The 13,151-nt window shown below is 57.0% G+C and carries 27 protein-coding genes; all 27 read right to left on the bottom strand.

Translation table 11 applies throughout. The features are described from left to right. Positions 1 to 11: 11 nt before the first annotated feature. The 27 genes from rpsK to tuf all read right to left on the bottom strand — a co-directional run bounded on the left by rpsK (position 12) and on the right by tuf (position 13,132). The gene (rpsK, locus tag JYJ39_RS01650) at positions 12 to 401 is read right to left on the bottom strand and encodes a 30S ribosomal protein S11 (RefSeq protein WP_205201553.1); all 390 of its coding nucleotides are present in this window, start codon (positions 399 to 401) and stop codon (positions 12 to 14) included. Positions 402 to 413: 12 nt separating this feature from the next. Then, positions 414 to 776 carry a 30S ribosomal protein S13 gene (gene rpsM / locus JYJ39_RS01645; protein ID WP_205201552.1) on the bottom strand — a complete coding sequence of 121 codons (363 nt, stop codon included), beginning with the start codon at positions 774 to 776 and terminating at the stop codon, positions 414 to 416. Positions 777 to 819: 43 nt separating this feature from the next. After that, a complete protein-coding gene (gene rpmJ / locus JYJ39_RS01640; RefSeq protein ID WP_205201551.1) occupies positions 820 to 933 on the bottom strand; it encodes a 50S ribosomal protein L36 in 114 nt (37 codons plus the stop codon). A gap of 71 nt (positions 934 to 1,004) precedes the next feature. After that, a complete protein-coding gene (infA, locus tag JYJ39_RS01635) occupies positions 1,005 to 1,223 on the bottom strand; it encodes a translation initiation factor IF-1 (protein ID WP_028994205.1) in 219 nt (72 codons plus the stop codon). A 5-nt stretch (positions 1,224 to 1,228) separates the two neighbouring features. Continuing rightward, positions 1,229 to 2,551, bottom strand: coding sequence for a preprotein translocase subunit SecY (gene secY / locus JYJ39_RS01630; RefSeq protein ID WP_205201548.1), 1,323 nt, complete (start codon positions 2,549 to 2,551; stop codon positions 1,229 to 1,231). 17 nt (positions 2,552 to 2,568) lie between these two features. After that, positions 2,569 to 3,003 carry a 50S ribosomal protein L15 gene (gene rplO, locus JYJ39_RS01625; protein ID WP_205201546.1) on the bottom strand — a complete coding sequence of 145 codons (435 nt, stop codon included), beginning with the start codon at positions 3,001 to 3,003 and terminating at the stop codon, positions 2,569 to 2,571. 3 nt (positions 3,004 to 3,006) lie between these two features. Next, the gene (gene rpmD / locus JYJ39_RS01620) at positions 3,007 to 3,189 is read right to left on the bottom strand and encodes a 50S ribosomal protein L30 (RefSeq protein ID WP_205201544.1); all 183 of its coding nucleotides are present in this window, start codon (positions 3,187 to 3,189) and stop codon (positions 3,007 to 3,009) included. 3 nt (positions 3,190 to 3,192) lie between these two features. Beyond that, positions 3,193 to 3,720, bottom strand: a complete 528-nt coding sequence (rpsE, locus tag JYJ39_RS01615) for a 30S ribosomal protein S5 (RefSeq protein ID WP_205201542.1) — start codon at positions 3,718 to 3,720, stop codon at positions 3,193 to 3,195. A 24-nt stretch (positions 3,721 to 3,744) separates the two neighbouring features. Beyond that, positions 3,745 to 4,101 (bottom strand): 50S ribosomal protein L18, encoded by a 357-nt coding sequence (gene rplR / locus JYJ39_RS01610; RefSeq protein ID WP_205201540.1) that lies wholly within the window; start codon positions 4,099 to 4,101, stop codon positions 3,745 to 3,747. A 9-nt stretch (positions 4,102 to 4,110) separates the two neighbouring features. Beyond that, a complete protein-coding gene (gene rplF / locus JYJ39_RS01605; protein WP_205201538.1) occupies positions 4,111 to 4,641 on the bottom strand; it encodes a 50S ribosomal protein L6 in 531 nt (176 codons plus the stop codon). An 11-nt stretch (positions 4,642 to 4,652) separates the two neighbouring features. Then, positions 4,653 to 5,051, bottom strand: coding sequence for a 30S ribosomal protein S8 (rpsH, locus tag JYJ39_RS01600; RefSeq protein ID WP_205201536.1), 399 nt, complete (start codon positions 5,049 to 5,051; stop codon positions 4,653 to 4,655). 16 nt (positions 5,052 to 5,067) lie between these two features. Further along, on the bottom strand, positions 5,068 to 5,373 hold the full coding sequence (gene rpsN, locus JYJ39_RS01595; protein WP_205201535.1) for a 30S ribosomal protein S14: 306 nt from the start codon (positions 5,371 to 5,373) through the stop codon (positions 5,068 to 5,070). Positions 5,374 to 5,380: 7 nt separating this feature from the next. Further along, entirely contained in the window at positions 5,381 to 5,920 is a 540-nt protein-coding gene (rplE, locus tag JYJ39_RS01590) for a 50S ribosomal protein L5 (protein ID WP_205201533.1), read from the bottom strand. A 9-nt stretch (positions 5,921 to 5,929) separates the two neighbouring features. Then, entirely contained in the window at positions 5,930 to 6,247 is a 318-nt protein-coding gene (rplX, locus tag JYJ39_RS01585; protein ID WP_205201532.1) for a 50S ribosomal protein L24, read from the bottom strand. A gap of 10 nt (positions 6,248 to 6,257) precedes the next feature. Then, positions 6,258 to 6,626 (bottom strand): 50S ribosomal protein L14, encoded by a 369-nt coding sequence (gene rplN / locus JYJ39_RS01580; RefSeq protein WP_119489289.1) that lies wholly within the window; start codon positions 6,624 to 6,626, stop codon positions 6,258 to 6,260. Positions 6,627 to 6,768: 142 nt separating this feature from the next. Continuing rightward, positions 6,769 to 7,035, bottom strand: a complete 267-nt coding sequence (gene rpsQ / locus JYJ39_RS01575; RefSeq protein WP_205201531.1) for a 30S ribosomal protein S17 — start codon at positions 7,033 to 7,035, stop codon at positions 6,769 to 6,771. Then, on the bottom strand, positions 7,032 to 7,226 hold the full coding sequence (gene rpmC, locus JYJ39_RS01570) for a 50S ribosomal protein L29 (protein WP_205201530.1): 195 nt from the start codon (positions 7,224 to 7,226) through the stop codon (positions 7,032 to 7,034). Before rpmC ends, rpsQ begins: the two co-directional genes overlap by 4 nt. Before the next feature lie 2 nt (positions 7,227 to 7,228). Then, positions 7,229 to 7,642, bottom strand: coding sequence for a 50S ribosomal protein L16 (gene rplP / locus JYJ39_RS01565; protein ID WP_205201529.1), 414 nt, complete (start codon positions 7,640 to 7,642; stop codon positions 7,229 to 7,231). 1 nt (position 7,643) lies between these two features. Beyond that, the gene (gene rpsC, locus JYJ39_RS01560; protein WP_205201528.1) at positions 7,644 to 8,426 is read right to left on the bottom strand and encodes a 30S ribosomal protein S3; all 783 of its coding nucleotides are present in this window, start codon (positions 8,424 to 8,426) and stop codon (positions 7,644 to 7,646) included. Between the two features lie 9 nt (positions 8,427 to 8,435). Then, a complete protein-coding gene (gene rplV / locus JYJ39_RS01555; protein WP_205201527.1) occupies positions 8,436 to 8,765 on the bottom strand; it encodes a 50S ribosomal protein L22 in 330 nt (109 codons plus the stop codon). A gap of 9 nt (positions 8,766 to 8,774) precedes the next feature. Continuing rightward, on the bottom strand, positions 8,775 to 9,050 hold the full coding sequence (gene rpsS / locus JYJ39_RS01550) for a 30S ribosomal protein S19 (protein WP_205201520.1): 276 nt from the start codon (positions 9,048 to 9,050) through the stop codon (positions 8,775 to 8,777). Between the two features lie 10 nt (positions 9,051 to 9,060). Next, a complete protein-coding gene (rplB, locus tag JYJ39_RS01545; RefSeq protein ID WP_205201518.1) occupies positions 9,061 to 9,888 on the bottom strand; it encodes a 50S ribosomal protein L2 in 828 nt (275 codons plus the stop codon). Beyond that, positions 9,888 to 10,190: a 50S ribosomal protein L23 gene (gene rplW / locus JYJ39_RS01540; RefSeq protein ID WP_205201516.1), complete on the bottom strand. Its 303-nt coding sequence runs from the start codon at positions 10,188 to 10,190 to the stop codon at positions 9,888 to 9,890. The genes rplB and rplW overlap by 1 nt, the downstream gene beginning before the upstream one ends. Beyond that, positions 10,187 to 10,810, bottom strand: coding sequence for a 50S ribosomal protein L4 (rplD, locus tag JYJ39_RS01535; RefSeq protein ID WP_205201514.1), 624 nt, complete (start codon positions 10,808 to 10,810; stop codon positions 10,187 to 10,189). The genes rplW and rplD overlap by 4 nt, the downstream gene beginning before the upstream one ends. A gap of 9 nt (positions 10,811 to 10,819) precedes the next feature. Beyond that, a complete protein-coding gene (gene rplC, locus JYJ39_RS01530) occupies positions 10,820 to 11,458 on the bottom strand; it encodes a 50S ribosomal protein L3 (protein ID WP_205201512.1) in 639 nt (212 codons plus the stop codon). Between the two features lie 110 nt (positions 11,459 to 11,568). Next, a complete protein-coding gene (gene rpsJ, locus JYJ39_RS01525) occupies positions 11,569 to 11,880 on the bottom strand; it encodes a 30S ribosomal protein S10 (protein WP_028994183.1) in 312 nt (103 codons plus the stop codon). 61 nt (positions 11,881 to 11,941) lie between these two features. After that, complete coding sequence (gene tuf / locus JYJ39_RS01520; RefSeq protein ID WP_205201493.1) at positions 11,942 to 13,132, bottom strand: elongation factor Tu; 1,191 nt, start codon at positions 13,130 to 13,132, stop codon at positions 11,942 to 11,944. Between the last annotated feature and the right edge of the window lie 19 nt (positions 13,133 to 13,151).

Raw genomic sequence — 13,151 nt, 5'->3', positions numbered from 1 at the left:
TGTCTTTCTCCTTAGATGCGGCGCTTTTTCGGCGGACGGCAGCCGTTGTGCGGCACCGGCGTCACGTCGGAAATTGCAGTGATCTTCATACCCAGGGCGTTGAGGGCACGAACCGAAGACTCACGACCCGGGCCAGGGCCCTTGATACGCACTTCGAGGTTCTTGACGCCACATTCCTGAGCAGCCTTGCCTGCATTTTCAGCGGCAACCTGAGCGGCGAACGGTGTCGATTTACGCGAACCGCGGAAACCGGCACCACCCGACGTAGCCCAGGAGAGCGTATTGCCCTGGCGATCGGTGATGGTAATGATGGTGTTATTGAAGGAGGCGTGAACGTGTGCGATACCTTCTGCAACGTTCTTTTTGACCTTCTTGCGAACTTTGGTAGCTGTCTTAGCCATGTTCCGTCCTTATCACTTCTTGCCAGCAATGGCCTTACGCGGCCCTTTGCGGGTGCGGGCATTGGTCTTGGTGCGCTGACCACGGCAGGGCAGGCCCTTGCGGTGACGCAGGCCGCGGTAGCAACCCAGGTCCATCAAGCGCTTGATGCTCATGGTGACTTCGCGGCGCAAGTCACCTTCGACGGTGTACTTGGCGACTTCGTCACGCAGGCGCTCCATCTCCGCATCGGAGACGTCTTTCATTTTGGTGGTACGACCAACGCCAGCCGCGTCACAGATTTTCTGGGCGCGGGTACGGCCGATGCCATAAATCGCTGTCAAGGCGATACAGGCATGCTGATGGTTCGGAATGTTTACCCCTGCAATACGGGCCATTGATTCACTCCAATATTAAAAATAAAGATACCGGCACTCAGGATTAACCCTGGCGCTGCTTATGACGCGGATCCTTGCAAATGATGCGAACGACGCCCTTGCGACGAATCACCTTGCAATTGCGGCAGATACACTTCACGGAAGGTTGAACTTTCATGGATGACTCCTCGTGCGGGGTTTGGAAGCAGCCGTGATTCCTGGCCCTGCGGTTTATTGCGTAGAGAACTGTTACTTGGCCCGGAAGACGATCCGCGCCTTGCTTAAATCGTACGGGGTGAGCTGAACGGTGACCTTGTCGCCCGGCAGGATGCGGATATAGTGCATTCGCATCTTGCCGGAAATGAAACCGAGCACGACATGACCATTTTCAAGCTTCACCTTGAAGGTTGCGTTGGGGAGGTTTTCAATGACCTCACCTTGCATTTCGATGTAATCTTCTTTAGCCATCTTGCTTACTTGAGCACAGGGGAACCCTTGAAGTTTGCTTTCTTGAGCAGGCTTTCATACTGGTGCGACATCACGTAGGCCTGTACCTGGGACATGAAATCCATAGTCACCACCACCAGAATCAGGAGCGATGTTCCACCAAAGTAGAAGGGGACGTTCCATTTCAGGATCAGGAATTCCGGCAGCAGGCACACCAACGTGATATAGGCAGCCCCGACCAGAGTCAAACGCATCAGAATCTTGTCGATGTAACGCGCTGTCTGCTCTCCTGGACGAATACCTGGCACAAACGCACCACTCTTCTTCAGGTTGTCGGCGGTTTCCTTGGAATTAAAAACCAGCGCGGTATAGAAGAAACAGAAGAAGATGATGGCCGCAGCGTACAACATGACATACACCGGCTGACCTGGAGACAGCACCGCTGCAATATCCTTCAGCCAGGTCATTGAATCACCCGAGCCAAACCAGCCCGCGAGCGTTGCCGGGAAGAGAATGATCGAGGATGCAAAGATCGGCGGAATCACGCCAGACATGTTCAGCTTCAGCGGCAGATGGGAACTTTGCCCCCCATATACCTTGTTTCCAACCTGACGCTTGGCGTAGTTCACCAGAATCTTGCGCTGACCGCGTTCCACGAAGACAACGAACGCGGTAACCACAACCACCAGGATACAAATGATAATGGCCACCAACGGATGCATGCCGCCCGTACGCACCAACTCGAACAAACCGCCAATGGCGCTGGGCAGACCTGCGGCAATACCGGCGAAGATGATGATGGAAATGCCATTCCCCAGACCGCGCTCGGTGATCTGCTCTCCCAACCACATCAGGAACATGGTGCCAGTCAAGAGAGTCGAGACAGTGGTCAGGCGGAACATGAAGCCAGGGTCATTGACCAGACCCGCCTGCCCCTCGAGCGCTACGGCGATCCCCATGCCCTGAAACAGAGCCAGAACGACCGTACCGTAACGCGTGTATTGGGTGATCTTGCGCCGGCCAGCCTCGCCTTCCTTTTTCAGTGCCTCAAGTTGCGGACTGGCAACCGTCATCAACTGCATGATGATCGATGCCGAAATGTACGGCATGATCCCCAGAGCGAAGATGGTAAAGCGCGACAAGGCGCCACCTGAGAACATGTTGAACATGCCCAGGATGCCGCCCTTCTGGCTATTGAAGAGGTCAGCAAGAACGTTGGGATCAATCCCCGGCACGGGAATATGCGCGCCGATGCGAAAAACGACCAAGGCTCCGAGAAGGAACCACAACCGGCGTTTCAGATCACCGAACTTGCCACCCTTGGCTACCGTATTGGGATGTGCTGCCAACGTTCTACCTCTTTGCCTTACTCGGAGACCGAGCCGCCAGCCGCTTCAATCGCAGCCTTCGCACCCTTGGTCGCGCCGATACCCTTCAGAACCACCTTGCGTGCGATTTCGCCCGACAGGATGACCTTGGCCGACAGCGCATCAGCCGGGACGATGCCGGCAACCTGCAGCACGAGCAGATCGATTTCCTCGGTCGGCAGCGCCTGCAGTTCATTAAGGCGAACTTCATAGTTGCGCGAGCGGGTCATCGACTTGAAGCCGCGCTTCGGCAAGCGACGCTGCAAAGGCATTTGACCACCCTCGAAGCCGACCTTGTGGAAGCCGCCCGAGCGCGATTTCTGACCTTTGTGGCCACGGCCGCAGGTTTTACCGAGGCCGGAACCGATGCCGCGACCGACCCGCTTGGCGGCCTTCTTGGAGCCTTCACCAGGCTTGATGGAATTCAGACGCATGGCTTAACCCTCAACCTTGACGAGATACTGAACCTTCTGGATCATGCCGCGCACTGCCGGCGTATCCAGCAGCTCGGCAGAGCTGTTCAGCTTGCGCAGACCCAGACCGCGCACGGTGGCGCGATGGTCCTGCTTGGTGCCGATGACGCTCTTGACGAGCGTCACTTTGATTTTCTTGTCGGACATGACTTACCCCAGAATCTGCTCGACCGTCTTGCCGCGCTTGGCAGCAATTTCAGCCGGGGTGTTCACCTTCATCAAACCGTCGATGGTGGCGCGCACGATGTTGTAGGGATTGGTGGAGCCGTGAGCTTTGGCCACGACGTTGGTCACGCCGGCGACTTCAAAGACTGCACGCATGGCACCGCCAGCGATGATGCCAGTACCTTCCGGCGCTGGCTGGATCATGACCGAAGTTGCACCATGGCGACCGATCACCGTGTGATGCACGGTACCGTTCTTCAGGCTGACCTTGGCCATCTTGCGACGCGCCTCTTCCATTGCCTTCTGGGCAGCAACCGGCACTTCGCGGGACTTGCCCTTACCCATGCCAATACCACCGTCACCATCACCAACCACCGTCAGCGTTGCGAAACCGAGGATGCGACCGCCCTTCACCACTTTGGTGACGCGGTTGACCGCAACCATCTTCTCGCGCAGACCGTCGTCACGCTCTTCCGCCTGCTGCGGTTTCTTGTTTCTTTCAGGTTTAGCCATTTTTTAACCTATTCCTTTTGGCGATCAGAACTTCAGGCCGGCTTCGCGCGCAGCTTCCGCCAGCGCCTTGACCCGACCGTGGTACTGCAGACCGGAGCGATCAAAGGCCACCTGCTCGACACCAGCGGCCTTGGCACGCTCGGCGATCAGCTTGCCGATAGCGGCAGCAGCAGCCTTGTTACCACCATTCGCGACATCGCCACGAACGCTCTTGTCCAACGTGGAAGCCGAAGCCAGAACCTTGCCGCCACAAGGCGAAATGATCTGGGCGTAGATGTGGCAGTTGGTGCGATTGACGCACAGGCGCACAGCTTTGAGCTCGGCGATTTTGGCCCGGGTTTTGCGGGCACGACGCAAACGCGCTTCTTTCTTGTTAAACATATGCCACCCTTACTTCTTCTTGGTTTCCTTGATAACCACCGTTTCGTCGGCGTAACGCACACCCTTGCCTTTATAAGGCTCCGGCGGACGATAACCACGAATCTCGGCAGCAACCTGCCCGACTTTTTGCTTGTCGGCGCCCTTCACAACCACTTCCGTCTGCGTCGGGCACTCTACCTTCACGCCAGCCGGCATCTGGTGCACGACCGGATGCGAGAAGCCAAGCGAAAGATTGACCGCATCACCTTGCACCTGGGCACGGAAGCCCACGCCAACAAGTTGCAGCTTCTTTTCAAAGCCCTTGGAAACACCGGTCACCATGTTGTTCAGGTTGGCACGCATCGTCCCCCACATGGCGGAGGCGTTAACCGCACCTTCAACCTTGCTGACCACGATTTCCTGGCCTTCCTTCTTGACCTCAACAGCATCGTTGGCAGCGATCTGCAGCGTACCCAACGGGCCCTTGACGGTGATCTGCTCACCGAGGGTGATTTCCACACCCGCCGGCAGCACAATCGGATTCTTACCTACACGAGACATGTCTTCGCTCCTTATGCCACGATGCAGAGGACTTCGCCCCCGACACGGGAAGCGCGCGCCTTGCGATCGGTCATCACACCCTTGGGGGTGGAGACGATAGCCACACCCAGACCGTTCATCACGGTCGGAATGTCTTCGACGCCCTTGTAGATACGCAAACCAGGCTTGGAAACCCGCTCAATACGCTCGATGACCGGACGGCCAGCGTAGTACTTGAGCGCGATATCCAGATTGGTCTTGTTACCTTCGGACTGACGCACGGCGAAATCTTCGACGTAACCTTCGTCCTTCAGCACGGCAGCGATAGCCACCTTGAGCTTGGACGACGGCATGGACACAGACGCTTTTTCAGCGAGCTGCGCGTTGCGGATGCGGGTCAGCATATCCGCGATTGGATCGCACATTGCCATTCTGTATCTCCCCTTCTTACCAGCTGGCCTTCACCACACCCGGAATCTCGCCATTAAAGGCAAGCTCACGGATCTTGTGGCGGCACAGACCAAACTTACGGAACACACCACGCGGACGACCGGTCAGCTGGCAACGGTTGCGCAAGCGCGACGGGCTTGCATTGCGCGGCAGAGCCTGCAGCTTCAGACGCGCTTCAAAACGCTCTTCATCGGACAGGTTTGCATTATTGATGATCGCCTCCAGGGCAGCCCGCTTTTGTGCGAACTTGGCCACCAGCATGCGACGCTTTTCTTCACGGTTGATCAGAGCAAGTTTTGCCATGATTGCCTCAATTCTTGAACGGGAACTTGAACGCGGTGAGCAGCGCCTTGGCTTCTGCATCCGTCTTCGCGGTCGTCGTAATGCTGATATTCATCCCGCGCAGAGCATCGATCTTGTCGTACTCGATTTCCGGGAAAATAATCTGCTCCTTGACACCCATGTTGTAGTTACCCTGACCGTCAAAACCCTTGCCAGCAACCCCACGGAAGTCGCGCACGCGCGGCAGGGCGATGGTAACCAGGCGGTCGAGGAACTCGAACATGCGCGGGCCACGCAGGGTGACCATGCAACCAATCGGATAATCATCACGAATCTTGAAACCAGCGATTGATTTACGCGCCTTGGTGGTCACCGGCTTCTGACCTGCAATCTTCTGCATGTCACCAACGGCGTTTTCAAGAACCTTCTTGTCAGCCACAGCCTCACCCACACCCATGTTCAGGGTGATCTTGGTGATGCGCGGCACTTCCATCACGGACTTGTAACCGAACTGCTTGACCAGCTCAGCAACCACCGTGTCTTTATAAAACTGTTGCAAACGTGCCATGACAACCCCTTATGCACTCACCAGTTCGCCGTTCGACTTGAACACGCGAACCTTGCGACCATCCTCGAGCACCTTGATGCCGACACGATCGGCCTTCTTGGTCGCCGGATTGAACAGCGCAACGTTGGAGATATGAACAGGCATGTCCTTATCGACAATACCACCCTGCACACCCTTCATCGGGTTCGGCTTGACGTGCTTCTTGACACGATTGACGCCTTCGACCAGGACACGCTCAGCATCGACTCGCGACAAAACCACGCCACGACGACCCTTATCCTTGCCAGTAATAACGATGACTTCGTCACCCTTGATGATTTTTTCCATCGCGCTCTCCTTACAGCACTTCCGGCGCGAGGGACACGATCTTCATGAAACGCTCGGTACGCAATTCACGCGTCACCGGCCCGAAGATACGGGTGCCAATCGGCTCCAGCTTGTTGTTGAGCAACACTGCGGCATTGCCATCGAAACGCACCAGCGAACCATCCGGACGACGAACACCCTTGGCAGTACGAACCACCACGGCGTTATAGACATCGCCCTTCTTGACGCGGCCACGCGGCGCAGCATCCTTGATGCTGACCTTAATGATGTCGCCAATACTTGCGTAACGGCGCTTCGAACCACCAAGCACCTTGATACACATAACTGAACGCGCGCCGGTGTTGTCGGCGACGTCCAGCGTCGTTTGCATCTGAATCATTGAAATAACTCCAACTTAATCCGCTTCGCGGTCAGTCTTGGAACCCCGAGGGGTCGAACAAATTTGCAGCGACACAAGGCCTTGCAAAAAAGAAGCCGGATTATACCGGCTTCTTTACTGACTACGCAAGCATCTGGAAAAATTAAACTACGATTGCCTTTTCCAGCACCTTGGTTACAGCCCAGGCTTTGGTCTTGGAGATCGGACGGGTCTCGACGATCTCAACCAGATCGCCAGCCTTCGCCAGATTGCCTTCGTTATGGGCCGAGTACTTCTTGGAACGGACCATCACCTTGCCATAGACCGGATGCTTGACCTTGCGCTCGATCAGGACAGTGACGGTCTTTTCCATCTTGTCGCTGACAACGCGGCCACTCAGCGTCCGCTTGATGCTATTGGTTTCGCTCATTGCTGCACCGCCTTTTCACGAATGAGGGTACGAACCCGCGCGATATCACGGCGCACCTTGGACATTTGGCTGGTGTTGGACAGCTGCTGGGTTGCGATTTGCATACGCAGACCAAACTGTGCCTTCAGCAACTCCAGCAGTTCCTTCTTGAGCTCGTCCACGCTCTTGGTTCTCAGTTCACTTGCTTTCATGATTACCCCAGATGACGCGTCACGAAGGTGGTCGAAATCGGCAACTTGGCGGCTGCCAGGGCGAACGCCTCGCGAGCCAGAGCCTCATTGACGCCGTCCATTTCATAAAGGACCTTGCCAGGCTGAATTTCGGCAACCCAGTATTCAGGATTACCCTTACCGTTACCCATACGAACTTCCGCCGGCTTACGCGAAATCGGCTTGTCCGGGAAAATACGGATCCAGATCCGGCCGCCACGCTTGATGTGACGGGTCATGGCACGACGAGCTGCTTCGATCTGACGGGCAGTCAGACGACCGCGACCGGTGGCCTTGAGACCCCATTCGCCGAAGGAGACGTCAGCGCCACGGGTTGCCAGACCTTCGTTACGCCCTTTGTGTTCCTTACGGAACTTGCGACGTTTCGGTTGCAACATGTTAAGCACCTGCCTTTCTTACACGCTTGGCCGGAGTATCGCCTGCATCGGCCTTTTTCACCGTGCGGCTACGCGGCTTATCGCCTTCGGGCTTGCCAGGAGCACGGCGCGGACGACGATCGTCGGCCACTTCTTCAACTGCCGGCTGCTCGTTGCGATTCAGCAAATCGCCCTTGTACACCCAGACCTTGATACCGATGATGCCGTAGGTGGTCAGAGCTTCCGACGTTGCATAGTCGATATCGGCGCGCAGAGTGTGCAGCGGCACACGGCCTTCGCGATACCACTCGCTACGGGCAATTTCAGCACCGTTCAAACGACCGGCGCTCATGACCTTGATACCCTGAGCACCGAGGCGCATGGCATTTTGCATTGCACGCTTCATGGCGCGACGGAAAGCAATCCGCTTTTCCAGTTGCTGGGCAATCGAGTCAGCGATCAGCTGGGCATCGGTTTCCGGCTTGCGGATTTCTTCGATCGAGACATGCACGGGAACACCCATGATGCGCTGTAGATCCGTGCGCAGTTGTTCGATATCCTCACCCTTCTTGCCAATGACCACACCCGGACGAGCCGAGAAGACGGTAACACGGGCATTCTTGGCAGGACGCTCGATCAGGACACGACCTACGGAGGCGTGGGCAAGCTTACGCTTCAGGTACTCGCGCACCTTAACGTCTTCCTTGAGCATGCCCGGGAATTCCTTGCTATTGGCGAACCAACGGGAATTCCAGTTTTTGGTGACGGCCAGTCGGAATCCGGCCGGATGAATTTTCTGTCCCATGGCTCTTCCTTAGTTACCAACGGTCAGATAAATGTGGCAGGTCGGCTTGCTGATCCGATTGCCCCGACCCTTGGCGCGCGCCGTGAAGCGCTTGAGCACCATGCCTTTTTCGACGTAGATGGTGGTTACCTTCAGTTCGTCGATATCGGCTGCATCATTGTGTTCCGCATTGGCGATTGCCGACTCAAGCACCTTCTTGACAATGCCTGCACCCTTCTGGGGGCAGAAAGCCAGGATGTTGAGCGCCTGAGCAACCGGCTTGCCACGCACCAGGTCCGCCACAAGACGGCCTTTTTGCGCCGAGAGGCGTACGCCTCGCAGACTTGCACGAGTTTCCATGTCAGCTCCTTACTTCTTGGCTTTCTTGCCGGCAGTGTGACCCTTGAACGTCCGGGTCAGCGAGAACTCGCCGAGCTTGTGGCCGACCATATTTTCGGTGACGAACACCGGAATATGCTGCTTACCGTTATGAACCGCAATCGTCAGACCGATGAACTCGGGGAGGATTGTCGAACGACGCGACCAGGTCTTGATCGGGCGCTTGTCCTTGGTCGCACGTACTGCATCGACTTTGTCGAGCAGATGTGCATCCACAAACGGGCCCTTTTTGAGAGAACGTCCCATTGCCTACCCCTTAACGCTTATGACGACGCTGGACAATCATGTTGTCCGTGCGCTTGTTGCTGCGAGTACGATACCCCTTGGTCGGCTGACCCCACGGGTTGACCGGAACGCGGCCTTCCCCGGTCTTGCCTTCACCACCACCGTGCGGGTGATCGATCGGGTTCATTGCCGTACCACGGACCGTCGGGCGAATACCACGCCAACGCTGAGCACCGGCCTTACCGATTTTGCGCAGGCTGTTTTCTTCGTTGCCGACTTCACCGACGGTAGCACGGCACTCAACGTGAATGCGACGAACTTCCCCAGAACGCAGGCGAACCTGAGCATAGGTACCTTCTCGCGCCAGCAGCTGCACAGACGCACCAGCCGAACGCGCGATTTGGGCACCCTTGCCTGGGATCATTTCGATACAGCAAATCGTGGTACCCACCGGAATATTGCGCAGCGGCAAAGCATTACCAGATTTGATCGGCGCTTCCGAGCCACTCATGACCTGCTGGCCAACCACCATGCCCTTGTTGGCAATGATGTAACGACGCTCGCCATCGGCGTAACAAACCAGCGCGATATTCGCAGTACGGTTCGGATCGTATTCGATACGCTCAACCTTACCCGGCACGCCATCCTTGTCACGCTTGAAGTCAATGATGCGGTAGGACTGCTTGTGGCCACCACCCTGATGGCGCACCGTGATGCGACCATTGTTGTTGCGACCAGCGTTCTTCGATTTGCTCTCAACCAGAGCTGCAAAAGGCTTACCTTTGTGCAGACCGGCCTTGGAAACCTGAACGACAGCGCGACGACCAGGGGAGGTCGGCTTGACTTTAATGAGGGCCATTACGCATTCCCCCCTTCAACAAAATTGATTTCCTGGCCAGCCTTGAGCCCAACAAAAGCCTTTTTCCAACCTTTGCGACGACCCGTAGCACCACGGAAACGCTTGACCTTGCCTTTGACATTCGAAACCTGAACCGAATCCACTTCCACCTTGAACAGCAGTTCAACAGCGGCCTTGATTTCCGGCTTGGTCGCATCGGAGGCAACGCGGAAGATCACCTGATTGCGCTTTTCGGCAACATAGGTAGCCTTCTCGGAGATTTGCGGCGCCAAGAGCACCTGCAACAGACGTTCCTGGTTCATCCCCACATCTCCTCAAACTTTGCCACGGCGTTCTTGGTGACCAGCACCTTGGCGAAACGAATCAGGGACACCGGATCGGCCTCCTGGGCTTCGAGCACGAGAACGTTGGGCAGGTTACGCGACGACAGATACAGGTTCTCGGTCAGCTCATCGGTGATCACCAGGAGATTACCCTCCAGGCCCAACCCCTTGAGTTTGGCAGTGAACTGCTTGGTTTTCGGCGCATCAATCACCAGATCCTCAACCACAAGGAGGCGGTCCTGGCGGGCCAGCTCAGAAAGGATCGACGCCATACCGGCGCGGAACATTTTCTTGTTGACCTTCTGGGAGTAATTCTGCTCAGGAGAATTCGGGAAAATCCGACCACCCCCACGCCACAGCGGCGAACCGTTCGAGCCGGAACGGGCACGACCGGTACCCTTCTGGCGCCACGGCTTGGTGGTGGTATGACGGACTTCGGAGCGATCTTTCTGCTTGCTGTCACCAGAACGCGCATTGGCCTGATAAGCCACGACGATCTGATGCACCAGAGCCTCATTGAATTCACGCCCGAACAGCACGTCGGAAGCCTCCAGCTTGGCCGCTTCCTGACCTTGTTCGTTAATCAGCTTCAGTTCCATGTCGCCCCCTTAAGCCTTGACCGCCGGACGCACGACGACGTCGGAACCCTTGGCGCCTGGAACAGCACCCTTCACCAGCAGCAGCTGACGCTCGGCATCAACACGGACGACGGTGAGACCTTGCATGGTCGTCGTTTCGTCGCCCATGTGACCAGACATCCGCTTACCCGGGAAAACGCGACCCGGATCCTGTGCCATACCGATGGAACCCGGCGCATTATGCGAGATCGAGTTACCGTGCGAAGCACGCTGGGAAGCGAAATTGTGACGCTTGATGCCGCCCTGGAAACCCTTACCGATCGACGTACCGGTGACATCCACCTTTTGCCCTTCGGCAAACAGGGTCACCGCCACCGTGTCACCTGCCTTCAGGGAGGCAAGATCACTGGCTTCGACGCGGAATTCCTTGAGCACATGCCCGGCTTCCACACCCGCCTTGGCGAGATGACCCGCCAGGGGCTTGGAAACACGCGAGGCACGGCGTTTGCCGAATGTGACCTGAATGGCTGCGTAGCCATCGATCTCCGGCGTTTTCACTTGGGTCACGCGGTTGTTTGACACGTCAAGCACCGTTACCGGGATGGAAGCACCATCCTCGGCAAAGATGCGAGTCATGCCAACCTTGCGACCAACAAGGCCTAGACTCATGGTTATTCTCCTCATCGCCGGCTGCGATTGGCCGGTCGATGTAAAACTACAAACGGGCAGCCGTTGCCGGCCACCCCCGAAAGGCGCGGATTATATCCGCCTTGCACTACTTATTGCAACTTGATTTCGACGTCCACACCTGCAGGCAGGTCGAGTTTCATCAGCGCATCGACCGTTTTATCGGTCGGATCAACGATATCCATCAGGCGCAGATGGGTGCGGATTTCCAACTGGTCGCGCGACGCCTTGTTGACGTGCGGCGAGCGCAGGATATCGAAACGCTGCTTGCGGGTCGGCAGCGGCACGGGGCCACGGACAACAGCGCCGGTACGCTTGGCGGTTTCAACGATTTCCTGAGCCGACTGATCAATCAGACGATAGTCAAAGGCTTTCAGACGGATGCGGATTTTCTGGCTTTGCATGATTCAGCTTTCAAAGAACGATGGGGTGGCAACCCTGCCACCCCGGATTCACAAAGAACGATTACTCGACGATCTTGGCCACGACGCCGGCGCCGACGGTGCGGCCACCTTCGCGGATAGCAAAGCGCAGACCTTCTTCCATGGCGATCGGGCAGATCAGCTTGACCGTCATCTGCACGTTGTCGCCCGGCATGACCATTTCCACACCTTCCGGCAGGGAGATGGCACCCGTCACGTCGGTCGTGCGGAAGTAGAACTGCGGACGGTAGTTGTTGAAGAACGGGGTATGACGACCGCCTTCGTCCTTCGACAGCACATAGACTTCGCCCGTGAAGTGGGTGTGCGGGGTGATCGAACCCGGCTTGCACAGCACCTGACCACGCTCGACGTCTTCGCGCTTGGTACCGCGCAACAGGGCGCCCACGTTATCGCCAGCCTGACCTTGGTCAAGCAGCTTGCGGAACATTTCAACACCGGTACAGGTGGTCTTTTGCGTCGGACGGATACCGACGATTTCGATTTCCTCGCCCACCTTGATGATGCCGCGCTCAACACGACCGGTCACCACGGTACCACGACCGGAGATCGAGAACACGTCTTCAACCGGCATCAGGAACGGCTTGTCGATGGCGCGCTCCGGGGTCGGGATGTAGGTATCCAGCGCCTCTGCCAGACGGAAGATGGCCGGCTCACCGATTTCGGACTGATCGCCTTCCAGGGCCTTCAGGGCGGAACCGTGGATGATCGGGGTGTCGTCGCCCGGGAAGTCGTACTTGGACAGCAGCTCGCGCAGCTCCATTTCGACCAGCTCCAGCAGCTCGGCGTCGTCAACCATGTCACACTTGTTCATGAACACCAGCACGTACGGCACACCGACCTGGCGGGCCAGCAGGATGTGCTCGCGGGTCTGCGGCATCGGACCGTCAGCGGCCGAGCACACCAGAATCGCGCCGTCCATCTGCGCCGCACCGGTAATCATGTTCTTGACGTAGTCCGCGTGGCCCGGGCAATCAACGTGGGCGTAGTGGCGGTTTTTCGTTTCGTACTCAACGTGCGAGGTGTTGATCGTGATACCACGCGCCTTTTCTTCCGGCGCATTGTCAATCTGATCATAGCCCTTGGCCGCACCACCAAACTTCTTCGCCAGAACAGTCGTGATCGCAGCCGTCAGCGTCGTCTTGCCATGGTCAACGTGACCAATCGTACCCACGTTGACGTGCGGCTTCGTACGCTCGAATTTTTCCTTAGCCATTATCGGTTCTCCAATAAAG

The sequence above is a fragment of the Azonexus hydrophilus genome, assembly GCF_905120355.1.
Taxonomy (GTDB): Bacteria; Pseudomonadota; Gammaproteobacteria; order Burkholderiales; family Rhodocyclaceae; genus Azonexus.
The sequence above is the reverse complement of the archived record's forward strand: the minus strand, read 5'-3'. Positions and strand labels throughout refer to the sequence as shown.

What these genes read in the sequence shown, in the direction of transcription:
- rpsK (WP_205201553.1), bottom strand. Translation starts at nt 401, where the DNA reads ATGGCTAAGACAGCTACCAAAGTTCGCAAGAAGGTCAAAAAGAACGTT.
- rpsM (WP_205201552.1), bottom strand. Translation starts at nt 776, where the DNA reads ATGGCCCGTATTGCAGGGGTAAACATTCCGAACCATCAGCATGCCTGT.
- rpmJ (WP_205201551.1), bottom strand. Translation starts at nt 933, where the DNA reads ATGAAAGTTCAACCTTCCGTGAAGTGTATCTGCCGCAATTGCAAGGTG.
- infA (WP_028994205.1), bottom strand. Translation starts at nt 1,223, where the DNA reads ATGGCTAAAGAAGATTACATCGAAATGCAAGGTGAGGTCATTGAAAAC.
- rplO (WP_205201546.1), bottom strand. Translation starts at nt 3,003, where the DNA reads ATGCGTCTGAATTCCATCAAGCCTGGTGAAGGCTCCAAGAAGGCCGCC.
- rpmD (WP_205201544.1), bottom strand. Translation starts at nt 3,189, where the DNA reads ATGTCCGACAAGAAAATCAAAGTGACGCTCGTCAAGAGCGTCATCGGC.
- rpsE (WP_205201542.1), bottom strand. Translation starts at nt 3,720, where the DNA reads ATGGCTAAACCTGAAAGAAACAAGAAACCGCAGCAGGCGGAAGAGCGT.
- rplR (WP_205201540.1), bottom strand. Translation starts at nt 4,101, where the DNA reads ATGTTTAACAAGAAAGAAGCGCGTTTGCGTCGTGCCCGCAAAACCCGG.
- rplF (WP_205201538.1), bottom strand. Translation starts at nt 4,641, where the DNA reads ATGTCTCGTGTAGGTAAGAATCCGATTGTGCTGCCGGCGGGTGTGGAA.
- rpsH (WP_205201536.1), bottom strand. Translation starts at nt 5,051, where the DNA reads ATGGCAATGTGCGATCCAATCGCGGATATGCTGACCCGCATCCGCAAC.
- rpsN (WP_205201535.1), bottom strand. Translation starts at nt 5,373, where the DNA reads ATGGCAAAACTTGCTCTGATCAACCGTGAAGAAAAGCGTCGCATGCTG.
- rplE (WP_205201533.1), bottom strand. Translation starts at nt 5,920, where the DNA reads ATGGCACGTTTGCAACAGTTTTATAAAGACACGGTGGTTGCTGAGCTG.
- rplX (WP_205201532.1), bottom strand. Translation starts at nt 6,247, where the DNA reads ATGGAAAAAATCATCAAGGGTGACGAAGTCATCGTTATTACTGGCAAG.
- rplN (WP_119489289.1), bottom strand. Translation starts at nt 6,626, where the DNA reads ATGATTCAGATGCAAACGACGCTGGACGTCGCCGACAACACCGGCGCG.
- rpsQ (WP_205201531.1), bottom strand. Translation starts at nt 7,035, where the DNA reads ATGAGCGAAACCAATAGCATCAAGCGGACGCTGAGTGGCCGCGTTGTC.
- rpmC (WP_205201530.1), bottom strand. Translation starts at nt 7,226, where the DNA reads ATGAAAGCAAGTGAACTGAGAACCAAGAGCGTGGACGAGCTCAAGAAG.
- rplP (WP_205201529.1), bottom strand. Translation starts at nt 7,642, where the DNA reads ATGTTGCAACCGAAACGTCGCAAGTTCCGTAAGGAACACAAAGGGCGT.
- rpsC (WP_205201528.1), bottom strand. Translation starts at nt 8,426, where the DNA reads ATGGGACAGAAAATTCATCCGGCCGGATTCCGACTGGCCGTCACCAAA.
- rplV (WP_205201527.1), bottom strand. Translation starts at nt 8,765, where the DNA reads ATGGAAACTCGTGCAAGTCTGCGAGGCGTACGCCTCTCGGCGCAAAAA.
- rpsS (WP_205201520.1), bottom strand. Translation starts at nt 9,050, where the DNA reads ATGGGACGTTCTCTCAAAAAGGGCCCGTTTGTGGATGCACATCTGCTC.
- rplB (WP_205201518.1), bottom strand. Translation starts at nt 9,888, where the DNA reads ATGGCCCTCATTAAAGTCAAGCCGACCTCCCCTGGTCGTCGCGCTGTC.
- rplW (WP_205201516.1), bottom strand. Translation starts at nt 10,190, where the DNA reads ATGAACCAGGAACGTCTGTTGCAGGTGCTCTTGGCGCCGCAAATCTCC.
- rplD (WP_205201514.1), bottom strand. Translation starts at nt 10,810, where the DNA reads ATGGAACTGAAGCTGATTAACGAACAAGGTCAGGAAGCGGCCAAGCTG.
- rplC (WP_205201512.1), bottom strand. Translation starts at nt 11,458, where the DNA reads ATGAGTCTAGGCCTTGTTGGTCGCAAGGTTGGCATGACTCGCATCTTT.
- rpsJ (WP_028994183.1), bottom strand. Translation starts at nt 11,880, where the DNA reads ATGCAAAGCCAGAAAATCCGCATCCGTCTGAAAGCCTTTGACTATCGT.
- tuf (WP_205201493.1), bottom strand. Translation starts at nt 13,132, where the DNA reads ATGGCTAAGGAAAAATTCGAGCGTACGAAGCCGCACGTCAACGTGGGT.